Below are 20,273 nucleotides of genomic sequence, written 5' to 3' on the forward strand. Positions count from 1 at the left end.
CCTCCACGCGCACCAGCAAGCCGCTGCCCCAGCTCGCCGGCGGCACGATGCGCTCGCGCATCGATCCCAGCGCCCACGCATCGGCGTGGCCGCCCACGATCTTGCCTTCGCTGTTGTACGTGCGCAGCGCCACCAGATCGAGCCCGCGCGCGGCAAGCTTCTCATCGCGGTCCTGCACCACCAGGTTGCCGTTGCTCGCGTTCACGTACACCTGCTCGCCGCTTCGGCCGGCGCCGGCCGAGCCCGCGGTTCCTTGCTCTCCCAGCGTGGCAAGCGATGTCGATGTCAACCCCAGGCTGTTGCCCGCGACGATGGCGACCATGTGCCGCTCCTCCCCTTGAATCTTCTTTATGCTGGAAGAGAATAGTTCTCCACCTCGGCCGAACGTATCACCGAAAAGCATGCATTGTGCAGCAGTTCACCTGGGCAAATCGATTCGCCACGAGCGGCACACGGATCATTTCCAGTGAACGGCCCTTCGGCCGAGACATCGGTTGACCCGCCGGACGTCCCTGGGGCGATGCGCGCCGGATCGACAAGGCCAAAAAACTAGAATGGCGGTACATGGGAAGCGCCAAGAACAAAATCACATTCTTCGATCTCGATCACACGCTCCTGCCGATCGACTCCGATTACGCCTGGGGCGAGTTCACCCAGGCGATCGGCTGGACGGATCCCGTCGAGTTCAAGCGGCGCAACGACGCGTTCTTCGAGCACTACAAGGCCGGCACGCTCGACGTGCACGACTACGTGCGCTTCGCGGTGGAGGCGATCAGGATTCGCAGCGAGGCCGAATACCGCGAGGCCCATGCGCGCTTCATGCGTGAAGTGATCCGGCCCGTCGTCCTGCCCGCCGCGCTGAACCTCATCCGCAGACATCGCGCCGCGGGGGACACGGTTGCCGTCATCACCGCCACCAACGAACTCGTGACGCGTCCGATCGCGGACGCCCTGGAGATCGAAGAGCTCATCGCCGTCGAACTGGAACGCGACGGCGCGGGCTGGATCACCGGCGAGATTTCGGGCGTTCCTTCGCTGGGCGCGGGCAAGGTCGTGCGGGCGACGCATTGGCTCGCGCAGCGCGGCACCGACTGGCTGGACGTGGAAACCACGTTCTATTCCGATTCCATGAACGACCTGCCCCTGCTGGAGCAGGTCGATCATCCGGTCGCCACCAATCCCGACCCGCGCCTGCGCACTCTCGCGCTGGAGCGTGGCTGGCGCGTCCTGGACCTGTTTGCGAAACCCCAATGATCCGAAGATTCATCGACAAGCTGATCGAGTCCGCCACACCGCGCAAACCCCGGTTCGGCAAGCGCCAGGAGGTCGGGCCCGAGGCGCACGGCATCGATGCGGCGCTGGTGGACGACCGCGCCCTGAACGTCGTGCACACGCTGAAGGAAGCCGGCTACGAGGCCTACATCGTGGGCGGCGCGGTGCGCGACCTGCTGCTCGGCCTGCGCCCCAAGGACTTCGACGTCGCCACGAACGCCACGCCCGAGCAGGTGAAGTCGCTCTTTCGCCGCGCCTTCATCATCGGACGGCGCTTTCGCATCGTCCACGTGGTCTACGGCCGCGGACGCGAGCATGAAGTGATCGAGGTGTCGACGTTTCGCGCCTACCTCGACAGCGCGGCCGCCGAAGCCGTGAGCGGCAACGAGAAAACGAGCCGCAGCGAACTCGCGGGCATGAAGCACGCGGTGGACGCGTCGGGACGCGTTCTGCGCGACAACGTCTGGGGGCCTCAGGAAGAAGACGCCGCGAGGCGCGACTTCACGATCAACGCGCTCTACTACGACCCCGAGCGGCGCATCGTGGTGGACTACCACGGCGGCATCAAGGACGCGAAGAACCGCACGATCCGGATGATCGGCGACCCGATGGCGCGCTATCGCGAGGACCCGGTGCGCGTCATCCGCGCCGTGCGGTTCGCGGCGAAGCTCGCGCCGCTCGGCTTCAAGCTCGATTCGAAGACCGGCTCTTCGCTGAAGCCGAGCGTCGCGCTGCTGCAGGACGTGCCGCAAAGCCGCCTCTTCGACGAGATGCTGAAGCTGCTGCAGACGGGGCACTCGCTCGGCACGATCGCGCAGCTGAAGTCACTCGGGCTCTCGCGCGGCATGTATCCGCTGCTGGACCTGGTCGTGGAGCGTGCCGACCAGCCGTTCGTGAAGTCCGCGCTGCAGGATACCGACCGGCGCGTCGCCGAAGGCAAGCCGGTCGCGCCGAGCTTTCTCCTCGCGTGCGTGCTGTGGGCCGACGTGCGCGACGGCTGGGCCGAACGCATCGCGCGCAAGGAGCATTCGTTTCCCGCGCTGCAAGGCGCCATCGACGATGTGTTCGACGCGCGCATCGGCGACGTGTCGGGGCGCGGCAAGCTCGGCGCGGACATGCGCGAGATCTGGATGATGCAGCCTCGATTCGAAAAGCGCACGGGGACCACGCCCTTTTCTCTTGCGGAGCAGCCGCGGTTTCGCGCCGGCTTCGACTTCATGCGCCTGCGCGCCGACGCGGGCGAGGTGGACGTCGTGCTGGCCGACTGGTGGCAGGAGTTCAGCCAGGCAAGCGATGCGGTGCGCGAGGACCTCGTGGCGCAGTTGCGCGAGGAGCAGCACAAGCACCAGAGGCGAGTGCGTTCGCCGCGCCCGCCGGCGCCCGGCGCGGCCGCGCAGGGCGCCGCGATCGGCGGGCAGCAGGAGGGCCGCGGTGAACGCTCGCGGGAAGGTGCGAGGGAAGGTGCGAGGGAAGGTGCGAGGGAGGGCGCGAGGGACGTTGCCAGGGACGAATCAAGCGAAGACGCGCCCGCCGATGCCACGGAAGGCGGCGCGGCCGACGCGCCTCGCAAGCGCCGCCGCCGTCGCCGCAAACCTTCGGGGCAGGGCAGCGGCGCGGCGCCCCCGGACGCCTGAGGCGAAGACGCGAGCATGCGCGAGCCCGTCTGCGCATACATCGCCGTCGGCGCCAACGTGGGCGACGCGCGGCAGGCCGCATGCAACGCGATCGCCGCCATCGGTCGATTGCCAGGTGTCGCTTTGCGGCGGCAGTCGTCGCTCTATCGCACAGCGCCGCTCGACTCGAGCGGGCCGGACTACGTGAACGCGGTGGTCGAAGTCGCGACGCGGCTTACCGCGCCGGAACTTCTCGCGCTGTTGCAGCGGCTCGAAACCGAGGCCGGGCGTGAGCGGCCTTATCGCAATGCACCGCGCACGCTCGATCTCGACTTGCTGCTGTATGGGACGGGCCGCATCGACAGCGCCGTGCTCGTCGTGCCGCATCCGCGCATGCGAGAGCGCGCCTTCGTGCTCGTTCCCCTTGCAGAGATCGCGCCGTCACGCGTGAGCACCGACGAGCTCGCGCGCGTGGCTTCCCAGCGTATCGAGGCTTTACCTCCGGCGTCATTGGTTCCGTGACGCGCGGCCTCCATGATCGGTGCAAGGCAACACGATTCTGGAGAACTACATGACAGACACCGGTCTCATCGCAGTCGCATGCGGACTGATCATCGGCCTGGGCGCGATCGGCGCCTGCCTGGGCATCGGCACCATGGGCAGCCGCTTCCTGGAAGGCGCCGTGCGCCAGCCCGAGATGATGGAGCCGCTGCAGGTGAAGATGTTCGTGCTGGCGGGCCTCATCGACGCCAATTTCCTGATCGGGGTCGGCGTGGCGATGATGTTCGTGTTCGCGAATCCGTTCGGGCACTGAACAGGGCGGCGCTTCACTGAAGCCGACCGTGCTCGCGCAGCATGGCCACGATGCGGTCGGCGGCTTCCTCGGGCCGCAACTTGTGCGTCTCGACCTTCAGTTCCGGCTGCTCGGGCACTTCGTAGTCGGAGTCGATGCCGGTGAAGTTCTTCAGCTCGCCGCGCCGCGCTTTCTTGTAGAGGCCCTTCACGTCGCGTTCCTCCGCCACGGCGAGCGGCACGTCCACGTGCACTTCGTAGAACTCGTCCTCGGCCATGAGCGCGCGCGCCATGCGGCGTTCGGAGCGGAACGGCGAGATGAACGAAGTGATCACGATCAGCCCCGCATCGACCATCAGCTTCGCGACTTCGGCCACGCGGCGGATGTTCTCCACGCGGTCCTGATCGGTGAAGCCGAGGTCCTTGTTGAGGCCGTGGCGCACGTTGTCGCCATCCAGCAGGTAGGTGCGGTGGCCCATCGCGTGCAGCTTCTTCTCCACGAGGTTCGCGACGGTGGACTTGCCCGCGCCGGAAAGGCCGGTGAGCCACACCACGCACGAGCGCTGATGATTGAGCTTGTTGCGCGCCGCCCGGTCGACGTCCACGTGCTGCAGGTGGATGTTCTGGCTGCGGCGCAGCGCGAAGTGGATCATGCCCGCGCCCATGGTGGCGTTGGTCATGCGGTCGATCACGATGAAGCCGCCCGTGTCGCGGTTGTCGGCGTAGGCGTCGAAGCCGACCATGCGGTCCAGGTGCAGCGTGCACACGCCGATCGCGTTCAGGCCCAGCGTCTTTGCCGCGATGTGCTCCAGCGTGTTCACGTTGACCTGGTACTTGATCTCCATGATCGACGCGTTCACCGTGCGCGTGCCCATCTTCACGAGGTAGCTGCGCCCGGGCAGGAGAGGCTCGTCGTGCATCCACACGAGCGTCGTCTCGAACTGGTCGGCGGTGCCGGCGGGCTCGTCGGTGCCGGAGATGAGGTCGCCGCGCGAGATGTCGATCTCGTCGGCGAGCGTGAGCGTGACGGATTGGCCCGCGACCGCCTCGGGCAGGTCGCCGTCGAACGTGACGATGCGCTCCACCGTGCTTTCCCGGCCCGAGGGCTGAACGCGGATGCGGTCGCCGGGCCGCACGCGCCCGCCCGCGATCGTGCCCGCGAAGCCGCGGAAGTCGAGGTTGGGGCGATTCACCCATTGCACCGGCAGGCGCAGCGGCGAGCGCTGCATGCGCATGTCGTCCACCTCCACGGTCTCGAGGTAGCCCATGAGCGTCGTGCCGTGGTACCAGGGCATCTTCTCGCTGGGACGCATGATGTTGTCGCCGCGGAACGCCGACACCGGGATGAAGGTGACGTCGGCCGAGCCCAGCTGCTTCGCGAACGCCCGGTAGTCCTCCATGATGCCTTCGAACACCTTTTGCGAGTAGTCCACGAGGTCCATCTTGTTGATGGCGACCAGTATGTGGCGGATGCCGAGCAGGTTCACGAGGTAGCTGTGGCGGCGCGTCTGCGTGAGCACGCCCTTGCGCGCATCGACCATCAGCACCGCGGCGTCGGCGGTGCTCGCGCCCGTGACCATGTTGCGCGTGTACTGCTCGTGCCCGGGCGTGTCGGCCACGATGAACTTGCGCCGGTCCGTCGCGAAAAACCGGTAGGCGACGTCGATGGTGATGCCCTGCTCGCGTTCCGCGGCAAGTCCGTCGACGAGCAGCGCGAAGTCGATCTGGTCGCCCTGCGTGCCCCATTTGCGCGAGTCGGCTTCCATCGCGGCGATGTGGTCCTCGAAGAGCATCTTGCTGTCGTACAGAAGCCGCCCGATGAGCGTGCTCTTGCCGTCGTCCACGCTGCCGCAGGTGATGAAACGCAGCAGGCTCTTGCCTTCGTGCTGCTTCAGATACGCGTCGATGTCCGACGCGATGAGTTCGTCGCGGTGTCCCATCAGAAGTACCCCTCCTGCTTCTTCTTTTCCATGGAGGCGGCCGAGTCGTGGTCGATCACGCGGCCCTGCCGTTCGGACGTCTTCGCAAGCAGCATCTCCTGGATGATCCGCGGCAGCGTGTCGGCGCTCGATTCGATCGCGCCGGTGAGCGGATAGCACCCGAGCGTGCGAAAGCGCACCTTCTTTCGCATCGGCACCTCGCCCGGGGCGAGCGGCATGCGCTCGTCGTCCACCATGATGAGCGTGCCGCCGCGTTCCACCACGGGCCGTTCGGCCGCGTAGTAGAGCGGCACGATCGGGATCTTGTTCAGGTAGATGTACTGCCACACATCGAGCTCGGTCCAGTTCGAGAGGGGAAAGATGCGCAGCGTCTCGCCCTTGTGCTTGCGCGCGTTGTAGAGCTTCCAGAGTTCGGGCCGCTGGTTCTTCGGGTCCCAGCGATGCTGGGCGCTGCGAAACGAGAAGATTCGCTCCTTCGCCCGCGACTTCTCCTCATCGCGCCGCGCGCCGCCGAAGGCCGCGTCGAAGCCGTGCCTGTCGAGCGCCTGCTTGAGCCCCTCGGTCTTCATCACGTCCGTGTGGATCGCCGAGCCGTGCGTGAAGGGATTGATATTCTTCGCGACGCCTTCCGGGTTGATGTGCACGATGAGGTCGAGACCGAGCTCCTTCACCATCCGGTCGCGAAACGCATACATGTCGCGGAACTTCCAGCGCGTGTCGACGTGCAGCAGCGGAAAGGGCGGCTTCGATGGATAGAACGCCTTCATCGCGAGGTGGAGCATCACGGCGCTGTCCTTGCCGATCGAATAGAGCATCACCGGCTTGTCGGCTTCGGCGACCACTTCGCGCATGATGTGGATGCTCTCGGCCTCGAGCCGCTGCAAGTGGGTGAGCGTCGTCGTCACGGACGTCCTTTCTGGATTGAATCTGCTGAGCCCGCCCCCGGGGGGCGTGAGGATGGGCTCGGCGCGCGCCTGCACCGCCGGCTCGCCGAGATCGGGGTCGACCAGCGTGAGCCGGTCTCGATGGGCCTCGACCCATTCGCGCAGTTGCGGCACGCGCGCCAATCGCGCGCAGCCCGCGATGCGCAGTTCGATGCGCCCTTGCACGTGGGCCATGAGCCCCGACAGGAATTCGATGAAGTGCCGCGCGTTCGGCGGCCCTTCGAACATCAGCCACAGCAGCTTGCCCCGCGGCATTCGCGCGCACAACACGCCTTGTTGCGGATGGCCGGCGAGGTAGTGCTCGACGCCATGGATTCGCAACGAGCCGTCGGGCATGCGCTCGGAATCGGCGAGTTCGGCGTTCAGGCCGAGTTGCTCGCACAGGCGCGCGACGAGCCCCGCGCTGCGCGGCATGTGATGGCGCGCGACCCATTCGCCCACGGCCTGGCGGCTCCACAACACGTGATTCGCGAAACCCTTCGACGAGGGGGCGCCGTCCAGCATGTCGGCCAGGAGTCTTTCCGCATGCGCCGCCGGCAAGCCCTGCTCGTCCTTGGGCGGGCGGCCGCGCCGCGGCCGCACGTCCACGGCCGCCCAGCCGCCTTGCCGATAGGCTTTCACCGCGGCGATCACGGTGGGCGCGCTCAGGCCCGTGCTGCCCGCGACGGCCGCGAGCTTCTGCCCTTGCAGGCGCAGCATCACCGCCTGGCGCCGGCGGGCGTTCAGGTCGGAGATGGAAAGCTGGTTGCCGTTCACGAGGGAAGAATCCAATCAAACCTTTATAAATTCGCCAGAATTAAAGGTATTGTGCGGGTCGCATTGTACAGACGATCCGAAGAAAGAAAAGCAGATGACCCTCGATGCGATGCTCGTCGTGGCCGGCGCGGGCACCGGCGTGCTCGTCGGCATGACAGGGGTGGGCGGCGGCTCCGTGATGACGCCGCTCCTCCTCCTCGTGTTCGGCTTCGCGCCCGCCTCCGCGATCGGCACGGACCTGTGGTTCGCGAGCTTCACGAAGCTCGCCGCGACGCGCGTGCATCACGCGCGCGGACTCATCGACTGGCAGGTGGTGCGGCGTCTCTGGTGCGGCAGCCTTCCGGCGTCGGCGATCACGCTCGCGTGGATGGCCTATGTGCCGATCGGCCGTGAAACCGAAACGCTGCTGAAGGCAAGCGTCGCGATCGCCGTGCTCGTCACCGCCGCGTCGATGCTCTTCCAGAAGCAGCTGCATGCGCTCGGCCGCGGCTTTCGCCTGCACGACAGCGTGCATTTCAAGGCGATGCAGGCGCCGCTCACCGTCGCGGCGGGCGCCTTGCTCGGCGCGCTCGTGACGCTGACATCCATCGGCGCGGGCGCGCTCGGTGTCGTGTTTCTCGCGTATCTCTATCCGCTGCGGCTCACGCCTTCGCGGCTCGTCGCGACGGACATCGTTCATGCGATTCCGCTGGCGATGTTCGCGGGCAGCGGCCACCTGCTGATGGGCAACGTCGACTACGCGCTGCTCGCGAATCTGCTGGTGGGTTCGATCCCCGGTGTGCTGGTCGGCGCGTGGCTGTCGGCGAAACTGCCTTACGCCATGCTGCGCACCGCGCTCGCATGCGTGCTCGTCTTCACCGGAGTGAAGGTGCTCGGGTCGATCTGACCTGAGCGGGCCCCTGGTGCCGAAGGCCGGACTCGAACCGGCACGGGTGTGACCCCGGCAGATTTTGAGTCTGCTGCGTCTACCGATTTCGCCACTTCGGCAGGGGGGAAAGAGCGAAGCGGGGAATTATGGCACAGTGACGCCATGCAATACCCGACGATCGAAGACGCCATCGGCCGCACGCCGCTCGTGGCCCTGCAGCGCATCGGCGCGCAAGACAGCGCGAAGCGCGGCAACGTCATCCTCGCCAAGCTCGAAGGCAACAATCCCGCCGGCTCCGTGAAGGATCGTCCCGCGCTTTCGATGATCAAGCGCGCCGAGGAGCGCGGCGAGATCGAGCCCGGGGACACGCTCATCGAGGCGACTTCCGGCAACACCGGCATTGCGCTTGCCATGGCCGCGGCCATTCGCGGCTACCGCATGGTGCTGATCATGCCGGAAGACCTCTCGGTGGAGCGCGCGCAGACGATGAAGGCGTTCGGCGCCGAGCTCTTGCTCACGCCCAAGAGCGGCGGCATGGAATACGCGCGCGACCTCGCCGAGAACATGCAGAAGGAAGGCAAGGGGCGCGTGCTCGACCAGTTCGCCAACATGGACAACCCGCGCATCCACTACGAGACCACGGGTCCCGAGCTTTGGGAGCAGACGGGCGGGCGCATCACGCACTTCGTGAGCGCGATGGGCACGACGGGCACGATCACCGGCGTATCGAAGTTCCTGAAGGAAAAGAACGCGGGCGTGCGCATCGTCGGCGCTCAGCCGAACGAAGGCTCGCGCATTCCCGGCATCCGCAAGTGGCCGCAGGAGTATCTGCCTCGCATCTACGAGCCGCAGCGCGTGGACGAACTCGTCTACGTGAGCCAGGAAGAGGCCGAAGAGATGTGCCGGCGGCTCGCGCGCGAAGAGGGCATCTTCGCCGGCATTTCATCGGCGGGGGCGCTCTGGGTCGCGCTGCAGGTGGCCAGGGACGTCGAGAAGGCGACGATCGTGTTCATCGTCTGCGACCGCGGCGACCGCTACCTTTCCACGGGCGTGTTTCCCGCCTGAGGTCACTTTCCCATCCCGGACATGGCCGAGTACAAGTTCTGCCCGGTTTGCGCGACGCCCCTCGCATGGCTCGCGCAGCAGGAGGACAGCGGAATGCGCGAGCGCCTGCGCTGCCCGGCATGTGCCTGGACGCACTGGAACAATCCGACGCCCGTGCTCGCCGCCGTGATCCAGTACCAGGACAAGGTGCTGCTTGCGCGCAATGCGGCGTGGACGAACAAGATGTACGCGCTCATCACCGGCTTCATGGAAGCCGGGGAGACGCCCGAGGAGGGCATCCGGCGCGAGATCAAGGAAGAAACGAATCTCGACGCGAGCGAGCTCAATCTGATCGGCGTGTGGGACTTCCAGCGCGCGAACCAGGTGATCATCGCCTACCATGCCGTGGCGCACGGCGAGGTGCGGCTCTCGCCCGAACTCGCGGACTACCGGCTCTTCGCCTACGACCAGGTGCGGTGCTGGCCCGCGGGCACGGGGCAGGCGCTTGCGAAGTGGCTGCGCGGCATGGGGTTCGAACCCGAATTCATGGATTTGCCGCGGCGCTGAGCGCTCCTACAATCGAAAGCATCATGGACGTCGACAAGGAAATCGATACGCGCGGGCTCAATTGCCCACTGCCCATCCTGAAGGCGAAGAAGGCGCTCACGGACATGGAAAGCGGCCAGCTCCTCAAGGTGGTCGCCACCGACCCGGGGTCGGTGCGCGATTTCCAGGCGTTCGCGAAGCAGACCGGCAACGAACTGGTGGAGCAGCAGACCGCGGGCGCCGACTTCATCCACGTCCTGCGTCGCCGCTGACGCTCTTCAGGTAAGCCGCGAAACGTTCTCCCACCTCGGGGTGGCGCAGCGCGAGCTCGACGGTCGCTTCCAGGAAGCCTTCCTTGCTGCCGCAGTCGTAGCGCTTGCCCGCGTACTGGTACGCGTAGACCCCTTCGGACTCGATCAGTTTCGCGATGGCATCGGTGAGTTGAATCTCGCCACCCGCGCCGCGCTCCTGGCGGCGGATGTGGTCGAAGACCGAAGGCGTGAGCACGTAGCGGCCCGCCACGCCCATGCGAGACGGCGCGCTTTCCGGGGAGGGCTTTTCCACCATCCGATCGATCCTGATCAGCCGCTCGCCGGCGGGCGAGCCCGCGACGATGCCGTATCGCCGTGTGTGCTCCAGCGGCACTTCCTGCACCGCGATCAGCGAGGCCTGCGCGGACTCGAAGACGCGCACCATCTGGGCGAGCACGCCCTGGTCACCGGCCGGTCCGCACATCAGATCGTCGGCGAGCAGCACGGCGAAAGGCTCGTCACCCACGAGCGGCTGCGCGCAGAGCACCGCATGCCCGAGCCCGAGCGTGCGCGGCTGGCGCACGTAGGAGCACACCATGTCCGCGGGTGCCAGCGATCGCACGAGTTCGAGGAGCTGCGTCTTGCCGCCGGCCTCGAGTTCGTTTTCGAGTTCGTAGGCGGTGTCGAAGTGATCCTCGATCGCGCGCTTGTTGCGGCCCGTGACGAAGATCATGTGACGCGCCCCGGCGGCGTAGGCCTCTTCCACCGCGTACTGAATGAGCGGCTTGTCGACGATCGGCAGCATCTCCTTCGGCTGCGCCTTGGTAGCCGGCAGGAACCGCGTGCCGAGCCCCGCGACCGGGAATACGGCCTTGTGAATTCCTGTGAATTTTTTCATCGACTGAAGAGTCATTTGTGATTAAAGTCTTCGTTCCTGACCCAGGTGCGAACAGGGTGGACATCTTACTTCTCGAACGACTGATCCCGGAGGCCGAGGCGTGGCTCGAATCGCGCCACGCCCTCGTGGTGCGACCGGAAATCGCGACGGATCCTGCCGCGATCCGCAGGGCGCTCGGCCAGACCCAGGCCGTGGTGCTGCCGCGCAAGGTGGTCGTCACGCGTGAATTCCTCGAGCACGCGCCCGCACTGAAGGCGGTGGCCCGCATGCACGTCGGTACCGACAACACCGATCTCGAAGCATGCCGCGACCGCAAGGTGCGCGTGATCCAGGCGACCACGGCCAACGTCCGTTCGAACGCCGAGTACCTGCTTGCAGCGCTGCTGCTCATGTTCCGCCGGGGCATCGGCGCGCCCATGAGCGGCGACCGCCACGCCGAAGTGCGCATCGGGCGGGAGCTCAATGGCAGCACCATCGGCATCCTCGGCCTGCAGCCCACCGCGCACACCCTCGCGCTGATGCTGCATTCGCTCGGTGCGAAGCTGATCGGCTACGACCCGGCCGTGCACCACACGGCGCCGCTCTGGCAGCGCCTGCACATCCAGCCCGTGAGCCTGGCGGACTTGATGGCGCAGTCGGACGCCGTGTCGCTGCAGATGATGTACGCCTCGCGCTATCAGGGGTTCATCAACGACAAGGTCCTCGCCCACTGCAAGGAAGGGCAGCTGTGGGTGTGCATCAGCCGTTCGCTCGTCTTCGACACCGACGCGCTGGCCCGCGCGCTGACCGACGGTCGCATCGAAGCCGCGATGGTCGACGGCGCGGAATCCGGCTTTGCATCGCAGGGTTCGCCGCTGCACGAGAAGAACAACCTCTTTCTCACGCCGCGGCTCGGTTCGCACACGCGAGAATCGCGTCTGCGCGCAAGCTGGTATGTGGCGCATCGCATTCACGAAACCTTGGCGGCCCCGCGGCCGAGCGGCTTCGATTCGCTCATGAGCGGTCCGATGGACCTCGACTCGCCGCCCGCGCCGCATTTCCAAGGCGTTGCCGACCCGTCGGCGCCACTGATCGTGCGTTGAGGCGGTTGTTGCTCCCTCTCCCTGCGGGAGAGGGCTGGGGTGAGGGCCGGCGTGATGACCGGTGCGTGATGACCGGGGCGGGGCCGCTCAGCCCAGCCGTCCAAGCTGCCCCTGGATCTTCTGCAGCGTCGCGGTGAAGTCCGCGATGCGCTTTTTCTCCTGCTCGATCACCGCGGGCGGCGCCTTGGCGACGAACGACTCGTTCGCGAGTTTGCCGTTCGCCTTGGCGAGTTCACCTTGCAGCCGCGCGGCTTCCTTCGCGAGCCGGGCCCGCTCGGCGGCGACGTCGATTTCCATGTAGAGGCACAGGTGCGCTTCGCCCGCGACGCTCACGGGTGCCGCTTTCGCCGCGGCCGCCCACGAAGCTTCGTCATCGAAGATCTTCACTTCGCTCAGCTTCGCCAGCGCTTGCAGCACCGGTGACCAGCCGCGGATGAATTCGGCATCGCCTGCGACGTAAAGCGGCAGGCGCGTGCCCGGCGACACATTCATTTCGCCGCGAAGCATGCGGCAGGCATCGACCACCGACTTCAGCTTCGCGAACTGCGCTTCGGCCGCTTCGTCGATGTTGGCGGGCTGGGACTGGGGGTAGGGCGCGGTGCTGATCGTGTCGCCTTGCTTGCCCGCGACCGGCGCGACCTTCTGCCACAGCTCCTCCGTGATGAAGGGGATCACTGGATGCGCAAGCCGCAGGACCGCTTCCAGCACGCGGATCAGCGTGCGGCGCGTGCCGCGCTGCTGCGATTCGTCGCCGGTCTGCACCTGGACCTTCGCGATCTCCAGGTACCAGTCGCAATACTCGTCCCACACGAACTGGTAGATCGTGTTCGCGACGTTGTCGAGGCGGTACTCGGCGAAGCCCTTCGCGACTTCCGCTTCCACGCGCTGCAAGAGCGACACGATCCAGCGATCGGCCGCCGAGAGCGTGGCGCCTTCCTCGGCGAGATCGAAGCCTTCGCAGTTCATGAGCACGAAGCGCGTCGCGTTCCAGAGCTTGTTGCAGAAATTGCGGTAGCCCTCGCAGCGCTTCGTGTCGAAGTTGATGTTGCGCCCGAGGCTCGCGTAGCTCGCCATCGTGAAGCGCAGCGCATCGGCTCCGTAGGCGGGCATGCCCTCGGGGAATTCCTTCTTCACGCGCTGAGCGATCTTCGGCGCGGTCTCGGGCTTGCGCAGGCCCACCGTGGACTTGTGGATCAGCGTCTCGAGGTCCGCGCCCTGGATCAGGTCGACCGGATCGACCACGTTGCCCTCGGACTTGGACATCTTCTTGCCTTCGTGGTCGCGCACCATGCCGTGGATGTAGACGTGGCGAAACGGCACGCGGCCGGTGAAGTGGGTCGTCATCATGATCATGCGCGCGACCCAGAAGAAGATGATCTCGTAGCCCGTGACGAGCACGGTGGAAGGCAGGTAGAGGTCCATCTCCTGCGACTGCGCGGGCCAGCCGAGCGTGGAAAACGGCACGAGCGCCGACGAGTACCAGGTGTCCAGCACGTCGGCGTCGCGCGTGAGCGTCTTGCCCGGCGCCTGCGCCTGCGCCTGCGCCTCGCTGCGCGCCACATAGACATTGCCTTCGGCGTCGTACCACGCGGGGATCTGGTGGCCCCACCAGAGCTGGCGCGAGATGCACCAGTCCTGGATGTTGTTCATCCACTGGTTGAACGTGTTGATCCAGTTCTCGGGCACGAAGCTCACCGCGCCGGACTGCACCGCATCGATCGCTTTTTGCGCGATCGACCTGCCCGCCGGGTCCTTCTCGCTCACCTTCGTGGTCGCGACGAACCACTGGTCGGTGAGCATCGGCTCGACGATCTGCCCGGTGCGCGCGCAGCGCGGCACCATCAGCTTGTGCTTGCGCGTGTCTTCCAGAAGACCCAGTGCTTCGAGGTCGGACACGACCTGCTTGCGCGCGACGAAGCGGTCCATGCCGCGATACTTCTCGGGCGCGTTGTCGTTGATCTTCGCATCGAGCGTGAGCACGCCGATCATCGGCAGGCCGTGGCGCTGGCCCACGGCGTAGTCGTTCGCGTCGTGCGCGGGTGTCACCTTCACCACGCCCGTGCCGAAGGCGCGGTCGACGTAGTCGTCGGCGATCACCGGGATCTCGCGGCCCGTGAGCGGCAGCTTCACAAGCTTGCCCACGAGGTGCCGGTAGCGTTCGTCCTCGGGATGCACCATCACCGCGACGTCGCCGAGCATCGTCTCGGGACGCGTGGTGGCGACGGTGACGTGGCCGCCTTCCGAACCCGCGAACGGATAGCGGATGTGCCAGAGAAAGCCGTCCTCCTCCTCGCTTTCCACTTCGAGATCGCTCACCGCCGTCTTCAGTTCCGGGTCCCAGTTGACGAGGCGCTTGCCGCGGTAGATGAGCCCTTGCTCGTAGAGCTGCACGAAGGTTTCCGTCACGATCTTCGAGAGCTTCTCGTCCATCGTGAAGTATTCGTGCGACCAGTCGACGCTCGCGCCCATGCGGCGCATCTGCTGCGTGATCGTGGAGCCGGACTTCTCCTTCCACTCCCACACCTTCTGCGCGAACTTCTCGCGCCCGAGGTCGTGGCGCGAGAGCCCCTGGTCCTGCAGCTGGCGCTCCACCACGATCTGCGTGGCGATGCCCGCGTGATCGGTGCCCGGCACCCACAGCGTGTTGAAGCCGCGCATGCGGTGGTAGCGCGTGAGGCTGTCCATGATCGTCTGGTTGAACGCGTGCCCCATGTGCAGCGTTCCCGTGACGTTGGGCGGCGGCAGCTGGATCGAAAACGAGGGCTCGCCCACCTTCGGCTCGCCGAAGCCGCGGAAGCCGGCGCGGAAGAAGCCGCGCCCTTCCCACCAGGGGCCCCAGCGCGCCTCGACGGCGGCCGGCTCGAACGATTTGGACAGGCTTTGCAGTGCGGGTTGTTGGTTGCTCACCGGCCCGATTTTACCGGGCGGCCCCGATCACGATGACGCGGGCATGTTCCTTGCTGCCTCGATGCATTCGCGCAGGACCTTCGCGTCGCCGAGCTGGTTGGCAAGCAGCAGGATCAGGCGCGCGTTGAGCAGGTCCGACTGCTCCTTGGTGAGGCCCTGGTGCGCATCGAGCAGCTGCTCGTAGAAGCCGTCGGCATCCTGAAGGTTGAGCGTCGTCTTCATCGCGGCTCCCGAGCGAGCGGCGCGCCCAGCGCGCAGCCGACCGCATGCACGAGCGAAGCGTCGACCGTCTCGCCCGTGGCCGCGACATAGGCATCCGGCCGCACCACGGCCCAGGCGTGGCCGAACACGTGGCATGCGCCTTGAAGATGTCCCTTCGGATCGCGGACGTGTTCGAGCGCGCCGGCCGGCTCCTGCGGTCCCACCACCTGCACGCAGCGCACGCGCGCCGTCGCACCGAGCTGCCGCAGTCTCTGCAGCGCCTCGTGCGGTGCCTGTCCGAACAGCAGCACGAGGAGCGCGCCTTGCGCCCATTCGATGAGTTGATTCACGGTGCCCCGGCTGCCGTCGGCCCATTCGAAGGCGACGTTCTGCACCGACTGGCCGCCGGCTGCGCCGCAGCCGCTCGAGCGTGTGTACGGGTTGGCGATGGCCATGCGGCCCGTGTTGACGAGCTGGCGCGCGAACACGTGCTGCCGGGCAAGCGTGAGCGCGGCGTCGCGGAAGAGCTTCTCGATCGGCGTGGCCGGGCGCAGGAAGCGCGCCGTGCGGTTCGTCACCAGCACGTTCTGCCGCGCGGCCTCGTGGCGCTCTTCGTCGTACGTGTCGAGCAGCGCGCTTGCCGCGCGGCCCCGCAGCACGGCGGCGAGCTTCCAGGCGAGGTTGTCGGCATCGGCAATCCCGGTGTTGCCGCCGCGCGCGCCGAAGGGGCTCACCACCTTGGCCGCATCGCCCATGAAGAAGAGCCGGCCGTGCCGCATGCGGTCGATGCACTCGCTCTTGTAGGCGTAGGGGCCCACCCAGACGATCTCGACTTCGCAGTCCGCGCCGAACTGCCGCGCGAGCCGTTCGCGCACGGCATCCTCGCGGCTCACCTCGGCCGGGTCCGCATCGGGCGCCATCTGGTAGTCGATGCGCCACACACCATCGCCCATCAGGTGCTGCCACACCGCGCGGTTCTCGTTGAACGGCGCTTCGATCCAGGTGTGCCGCTCCACCGGCGGATGCCGCGTGAAGCGGACATCGGCGATGCACCAGCGGTCGTCGCCCTTCTTCGCGGTGACGCAGGCGCCCGCCCACTCGCGAAAGGGCGAGTGTGCCCCGCTCGCGTCGACGACGTAGTCGGCACGAAGGGTGTAGGAGCCCGCGGGCGTTTCGACGGTGAGCGTCGCGCCCTGCGCGTCCTGCTCGAAGCCCACGACGCGATTCTTCCAGCGGATGTCCACTCGGCCCAGCTCGTAGATGCGCTCCACGAGATAGCCCTCGATGTAGAACTGCTGGATGTTGATGAAAGGCGGCTGGGTCGAGAGGTTGTAGCCCGCGTTGCGGCGCAGGTCGAACGAATAGACCTCGTCTCGCCCGGCGAAGGTGCGCCCGATGCTCCACTGGATGCCCTTGGCCGCGATGCGTTCGTAGACGCCCAGACGGTCGAAGATCTCGAGCGACTTCTGCGTGTAGCAGATGCCGCGCGAGGATGCGCCTTTCACGCCCACGGTGTTGTCTTCGTCCAGCAGCACGGCGTCGATGCCGTACTGCGCGAGCGCGCACGCCATCGTGAGGCCCGTGATGCCGCCGCCCACGATGACGACCGAGTGCCGCCCCGTTGCGCCGGACTTCAGCTCCGGCGGTTCGGTGAATGGGTATTCGGGCAGCGCGTAGCCGCTGCCTTGCGTGAATTCATAGCCGTTGGTGAATGCCGTTTCCCGCCAGGACATGCCGCTGCATCAGTTCTTCACGAATTCGGGACGGTCATTCTGCTGCGGTTTCAGCGGCGCCGCCACCTTGCCCTCGGCGCGGTCGCGCCGCCACGTCTCCTTGCGCGCCGTCCATTCGGCCAGGCGCGCGTGCGCCGTCTTGCTTTCCTCCAGCATCTGGAATTCGTCGGCCTGCTGCGCGGTGAGCTCCAGGCGCACGCCGTTCGGGTCGAAGAAGTAGATGCTGTGGAAGATGTGGTGGTCGGTGATGCCCAGCACCTCGATGCCGTTGGCCTCCAGCCGTGCCTTCATGTCCTTCAGCGCCTGCATCGAATCGACCCGGAAGGAGATGTGGTTCACCCACTTGGGCGTGTTGGGCGAGGGCTCGGCGAGCTGATCGTCGCCCAGGTCGAAGAAGGCGATGAACGAGCCGTCCTGCAGGCGGAAGAAGAAGTGCGTGTACGGGCAGTACTCGCCCGTGCTCGGCACGTAGTCGCTCTGGATGATGTGGTAGAGCGGCAGGCCCAGGATGTCTTCGTAGAAATGCCGCGTTTCCTCCGCATCCCTCGCGCGGTAGGCGTAGTGGTGCAGTTGCTGGATGGGCGCCGGGGCGGGCAGCATCGCGGTCTCCTTTGATCTTGATTTACCAATGCGTAATGCGTTTACTCTATCGTAATTGCGTGCGGCCGCCAAGCTCGGGCGCGGAAGCCGCGATGGCGATGCAATCAACTGGGCCGTGTTCATAGAACGGCATAATGAATCCGATTTGGCGCGCCTATTGGACGGGACTTGCGCGGCGGAATACGCTTTCTTTCCTTCACCCACACCACAAGGAGATTTCCATGGCCACCCTGAAGGGCTCCAAGACGGAAGAGAACCTGAAAGCCGCCTTCGCGGGCGAATCGCAGGCGAACCGCCGCTACCTCTACTTCGCAAACAAGGCCGACGTCGAAGGCCAGAACGACGTCGCGGCGCTCTTCCGCTCCACCGCGGAAGGCGAGACGGGTCATGCGCACGGCCACCTCGAGTGGCTCGAGCAGTGCGGCGACCCGGCCACGGGCTTGCCCATCGGCGCCACGCGCGACAACCTGAAGGCCGCCGTCGCCGGCGAAACCCACGAGTACACCGACATGTACCCGGGCATGGCCAAGATGGCGCGCGAAGAGGGCTTCGACGAAGTCGCCGACTGGTTCGAGACGCTCGCGAAGGCGGAGCGCTCGCACGCGAACCGCTATACGAAGGCGTTGAACGAACTGGCGGACTGAGCCGCCGACGGGTCGACGCGTCGCGTACCGACGCCCCCCGTCATTCCCGCGAAAGCGGGAATCCAGTGGGCGACGCCCCCCCCCGTCATTCCCGCGAAGGCGGGAATCCAGTGGCTTTCCGTGGAAGACGCTGGATCCCCGCCTTCGCGGGGATGACGGATGTTCCTCAACACGTACAAGAACGATCCATGGCTTCACGCGAAGGCAGTCTCGAGGCGCCCACGCGCCATCCGATCGACTGGAAGAATCCGCAGTATTACGACGAGGAGAAGTGCTTCCAGGAGCTGGAGCGCATCTTCGACATCTGTCACGGCTGCAGGCGCTGCGTGAACCTCTGCAATTCCTTTCCGACGCTTTTCGATCTCGTCGACGAAGGCAAGACGGGCGAGGTCGACGGTGTCGAGAAGGAGGATTTCTGGAAGGTCGTGGACCACTGCTACCTCTGCGATCTTTGCTACATGACCAAGTGCCCGTACGTCCCGCCGCACGAGTGGAACGTGGACTACCCGCACACGATGCTTCGCGCGAAGGCGATCAAGTTCAGCAAAGGCGGCGTCGATTTCGGCTCGAAGCTGCTCGCCTCCACCGACGTGCATGGCCAGTTCGCGGGCATCCCGATCGTCACGCAGGTCGTGAACGCGGTGAACGCGACGGCGCCCGCGCGCGCCGCGATGGAAAAGACGCTGCACGTCGACCGCAACGCGTGGCTGCCGTCGCTTGCCTCGCGGCGCTTCCGCGGCTCGGCGCCCCAGTCCGCCGAGGTGCCCGTGAAGGACGGCGAACGCACGCCGGGCAAGGTGGCGATCTTTTCCACCTGCTACGTCAACTACAACGAGCCGGGGATCGGGCTCGACCTCGTGAAGGTGCTGCGGCACAACGACATCCCCTACGTGATCGTCGAGAAGGAAAAGTGCTGCGGCATGCCCAAGCTGGAGCTGGGCGATCTGGAGTCGGTGGACGCGAGCAGGCGAGCCAACATCCCGGTGCTCCTGAAGTACGCGAAGGAAGGCTACGCGATCGTGGCGCCGGTGCCGAGCTGCACGCTCATGTTCAAGCAGGAAATCCCGCTCATGTACCCCGGCGACGCCGACGTGCAGGCGGTGAAGGAGGCGATGTGGGACCCCTTCGAGTACCTGGCGGCGCGCCGGCGCGACGGGCTGCTGAAGACCGAGTTCCCGCAGCCGCTTGGCAAGGTGAGCTATCACGTGCCGTGCCATCAGCGCGTGCAGAACATCGGGAAGAAGACCGAGGAGGTGCTCAAGTCGATTCCCGGCACGCAGGTGCACACGAACGAGCGCTGCTCGGGACATGCGGGCACGTATGGCGTGAAGAAGCCGACGCATGAAGTCGCGATGAAGATCGGCAAGCCGCTGTTCAAGAAGATGGCCGAGCATCCGGGCGGCGGACAGCCCGACTACGTCAGCTCCGACTGCGCGCTGGCGGGGCACCATATCGAGCAGGGGTTCGATGTGAACTCGCTCGGAGCGCCGAAGATCGAGCATCCGATCACGCTCGTTCGCATCGCCTACGGCCTGAAGTGAACATCATGCAGCTCACCGGAAAGATCACGCCTGAAAGCCTGATGACGCTCGAGGCGTACAGCAAGTGGCGCAAGGCCCACCAGCGAGAGGTCATCGCGCATCGCAAGCTTCGCAGCGTTCCCTTGGGCGAGCACGTCACGGTGCAGTTCGAAAGCGAGATTTCGATGCGCTACCAGATCCAGGAGATGCTGCGCATCGAGAAGATCTTCGAGGAGGAGGGCATCCGCTCGGAAATCGACGCGTATGCGCCGCTCGTGCCGGACGGCGGCAACTGGAAGGCGACGATGATGATCGAGTACCCCGACGAGAACGAGCGCCGGCGCGAGCTGGCGCGGTTGATCGGCATCGAGGACCGCATGTTCGTGGAAGTGGAAGGTCACGAGCGCGTCTATGCGATCGCCGACGAGGACCTCCCCCGCGAGAACGAGGAGAAGACTTCGTCGGTGCACTTCCTGCGGTTCGAGCTCGCGCCCGCGATGCGGGCGGCCGTGAAGGCGGGCGCGGCGGTGAAGCTGGGATGCGATCACACGAACTATCCGGCGCACGTGAGCATCGCGCCGGAGGCGCTCGCGTCGCTGGCAAGCGATTTGCGGTGAGGATGCGGTCCGGTATTGCTCCCTCTCCCCTCCGGGGAGAGGGTT

Annotated in this window: 20 protein-coding genes, 1 tRNA gene and 1 pseudogene; 12 read left to right on the forward strand and 10 right to left on the reverse strand. The window is 66.3% G+C overall.

What is annotated here, in order from left to right:
- Positions 1–322 (reverse strand): hypothetical protein (locus VHA82_RS01235; RefSeq protein WP_325539445.1); only part of this gene is annotated, 322 nt, incomplete at its 3' end.
- 242 nt (positions 323–564) lie between these two features.
- Here VHA82_RS01235 and VHA82_RS01240 point away from each other — a divergent pair.
- Genes VHA82_RS01240 through atpE form a run of 4 tightly spaced genes read left to right on the forward strand, consistent with a single transcriptional unit; the run spans position 565 to position 3,699 of the window.
- Complete coding sequence (locus VHA82_RS01240; protein WP_325539447.1) at positions 565–1,254, forward strand: HAD family hydrolase; 690 nt, start codon at positions 565–567, stop codon at positions 1,252–1,254.
- The gene (pcnB, locus tag VHA82_RS01245) at positions 1,251–2,906 is read left to right on the forward strand and encodes a polynucleotide adenylyltransferase PcnB (protein WP_325539449.1); all 1,656 of its coding nucleotides are present in this window, start codon (positions 1,251–1,253) and stop codon (positions 2,904–2,906) included. Before VHA82_RS01240 ends, pcnB begins: the two co-directional genes overlap by 4 nt.
- Before the next feature lie 15 nt (positions 2,907–2,921).
- On the forward strand, positions 2,922–3,407 hold the full coding sequence (gene folK / locus VHA82_RS01250) for a 2-amino-4-hydroxy-6-hydroxymethyldihydropteridine diphosphokinase (protein ID WP_325539451.1): 486 nt from the start codon (positions 2,922–2,924) through the stop codon (positions 3,405–3,407).
- Positions 3,408–3,456: 49 nt separating this feature from the next.
- Positions 3,457–3,699, forward strand: a complete 243-nt coding sequence (atpE, locus tag VHA82_RS01255; protein WP_414708609.1) for a F0F1 ATP synthase subunit C — start codon at positions 3,457–3,459, stop codon at positions 3,697–3,699.
- A gap of 13 nt (positions 3,700–3,712) precedes the next feature.
- On the opposite strand, the gene cysN is transcribed toward atpE, so the two are convergent.
- The 3 genes and pseudogenes from cysN to VHA82_RS01270 all read right to left on the reverse strand — a co-directional run.
- A complete protein-coding gene (gene cysN, locus VHA82_RS01260; RefSeq protein WP_325539453.1) occupies positions 3,713–5,617 on the reverse strand; it encodes a sulfate adenylyltransferase subunit CysN in 1,905 nt (634 codons plus the stop codon).
- Positions 5,617–6,522, reverse strand: a complete 906-nt coding sequence (gene cysD / locus VHA82_RS01265; RefSeq protein WP_325539671.1) for a sulfate adenylyltransferase subunit CysD — start codon at positions 6,520–6,522, stop codon at positions 5,617–5,619. Before cysD ends, cysN begins: the two co-directional genes overlap by 1 nt.
- Positions 6,523–7,125: 603 nt before the next feature.
- Positions 7,126–7,317 (reverse strand): annotated as a pseudogene (locus VHA82_RS01270) (helix-turn-helix domain-containing protein); the annotation flags it as partial.
- Between the two features lie 94 nt (positions 7,318–7,411).
- Between VHA82_RS01270 and VHA82_RS01275 the strand changes: the two are divergent.
- Positions 7,412–8,203, forward strand: coding sequence for a sulfite exporter TauE/SafE family protein (locus VHA82_RS01275; RefSeq protein WP_325539455.1), 792 nt, complete (start codon positions 7,412–7,414; stop codon positions 8,201–8,203).
- 14 nt (positions 8,204–8,217) lie between these two features.
- On the opposite strand, the gene VHA82_RS01280 is transcribed toward VHA82_RS01275, so the two are convergent.
- Positions 8,218–8,304 (reverse strand) — tRNA-Leu (locus tag VHA82_RS01280).
- 43 nt (positions 8,305–8,347) lie between these two features.
- Here VHA82_RS01280 and cysM point away from each other — a divergent pair.
- Genes cysM through VHA82_RS01295 form a run of 3 tightly spaced genes read left to right on the forward strand, consistent with a single transcriptional unit; the run spans position 8,348 to position 10,047 of the window.
- Entirely contained in the window at positions 8,348–9,250 is a 903-nt protein-coding gene (gene cysM, locus VHA82_RS01285) for a cysteine synthase CysM (protein ID WP_325539457.1), read from the forward strand.
- Positions 9,251–9,271: 21 nt separating this feature from the next.
- Complete coding sequence (locus VHA82_RS01290) at positions 9,272–9,796, forward strand: NUDIX hydrolase (RefSeq protein ID WP_325539459.1); 525 nt, start codon at positions 9,272–9,274, stop codon at positions 9,794–9,796.
- Between the two features lie 23 nt (positions 9,797–9,819).
- Positions 9,820–10,047: a sulfurtransferase TusA family protein gene (locus VHA82_RS01295; protein ID WP_325539461.1), complete on the forward strand. Its 228-nt coding sequence runs from the start codon at positions 9,820–9,822 to the stop codon at positions 10,045–10,047.
- On the opposite strand, the gene galU is transcribed toward VHA82_RS01295, so the two are convergent.
- A complete protein-coding gene (galU, locus tag VHA82_RS01300) occupies positions 10,022–10,924 on the reverse strand; it encodes a UTP--glucose-1-phosphate uridylyltransferase GalU (RefSeq protein WP_325539463.1) in 903 nt (300 codons plus the stop codon). The two genes, VHA82_RS01295 and galU, sit on opposite strands and share 26 nt — an antisense overlap.
- Positions 10,925–10,980: 56 nt before the next feature.
- Here galU and VHA82_RS01305 point away from each other — a divergent pair, with 56 nt between their 5' ends.
- Positions 10,981–12,006, forward strand: a complete 1,026-nt coding sequence (locus tag VHA82_RS01305) for an NAD(P)-dependent oxidoreductase (protein ID WP_325539465.1) — start codon at positions 10,981–10,983, stop codon at positions 12,004–12,006.
- 87 nt (positions 12,007–12,093) lie between these two features.
- On the opposite strand, the gene VHA82_RS01310 is transcribed toward VHA82_RS01305, so the two are convergent.
- Genes VHA82_RS01310 through VHA82_RS01325 form a run of 4 tightly spaced genes read right to left on the reverse strand, consistent with a single transcriptional unit; the run spans position 12,094 to position 17,447 of the window.
- Positions 12,094–14,913, reverse strand: a complete 2,820-nt coding sequence (locus tag VHA82_RS01310) for a valine--tRNA ligase (protein WP_325539467.1) — start codon at positions 14,911–14,913, stop codon at positions 12,094–12,096.
- A 27-nt stretch (positions 14,914–14,940) separates the two neighbouring features.
- Positions 14,941–15,135: a DUF2783 domain-containing protein gene (locus VHA82_RS01315; protein WP_325539469.1), complete on the reverse strand. Its 195-nt coding sequence runs from the start codon at positions 15,133–15,135 to the stop codon at positions 14,941–14,943.
- The gene (locus tag VHA82_RS01320; protein ID WP_325539471.1) at positions 15,132–16,847 is read right to left on the reverse strand and encodes an FAD-dependent oxidoreductase; all 1,716 of its coding nucleotides are present in this window, start codon (positions 16,845–16,847) and stop codon (positions 15,132–15,134) included. Before VHA82_RS01320 ends, VHA82_RS01315 begins: the two co-directional genes overlap by 4 nt.
- 9 nt (positions 16,848–16,856) lie before the next feature.
- Positions 16,857–17,447: a VOC family protein gene (locus VHA82_RS01325; RefSeq protein WP_325539473.1), complete on the reverse strand. Its 591-nt coding sequence runs from the start codon at positions 17,445–17,447 to the stop codon at positions 16,857–16,859.
- A 221-nt stretch (positions 17,448–17,668) separates the two neighbouring features.
- On the opposite strand from VHA82_RS01325, the gene VHA82_RS01330 reads away from it, so the two are divergent.
- From VHA82_RS01330 to VHA82_RS01340, 3 genes are all read left to right on the forward strand, one after another.
- Positions 17,669–18,091 carry a rubrerythrin family protein gene (locus VHA82_RS01330; protein WP_325539475.1) on the forward strand — a complete coding sequence of 141 codons (423 nt, stop codon included), beginning with the start codon at positions 17,669–17,671 and terminating at the stop codon, positions 18,089–18,091.
- 188 nt (positions 18,092–18,279) lie between these two features.
- Positions 18,280–19,632, forward strand: a complete 1,353-nt coding sequence (locus VHA82_RS01335) for a (Fe-S)-binding protein (RefSeq protein WP_325539477.1) — start codon at positions 18,280–18,282, stop codon at positions 19,630–19,632.
- Positions 19,633–19,637: 5 nt separating this feature from the next.
- Positions 19,638–20,228 (forward strand): DUF3501 family protein, encoded by a 591-nt coding sequence (locus VHA82_RS01340; protein WP_325539479.1) that lies wholly within the window; start codon positions 19,638–19,640, stop codon positions 20,226–20,228.
- The last annotated feature ends 45 nt before the right edge of the window (positions 20,229–20,273 follow it).

Source organism: Ramlibacter sp. (assembly GCF_035548915.1).
Lineage (GTDB): Bacteria > Pseudomonadota > Gammaproteobacteria > Burkholderiales > Burkholderiaceae_C > Ramlibacter.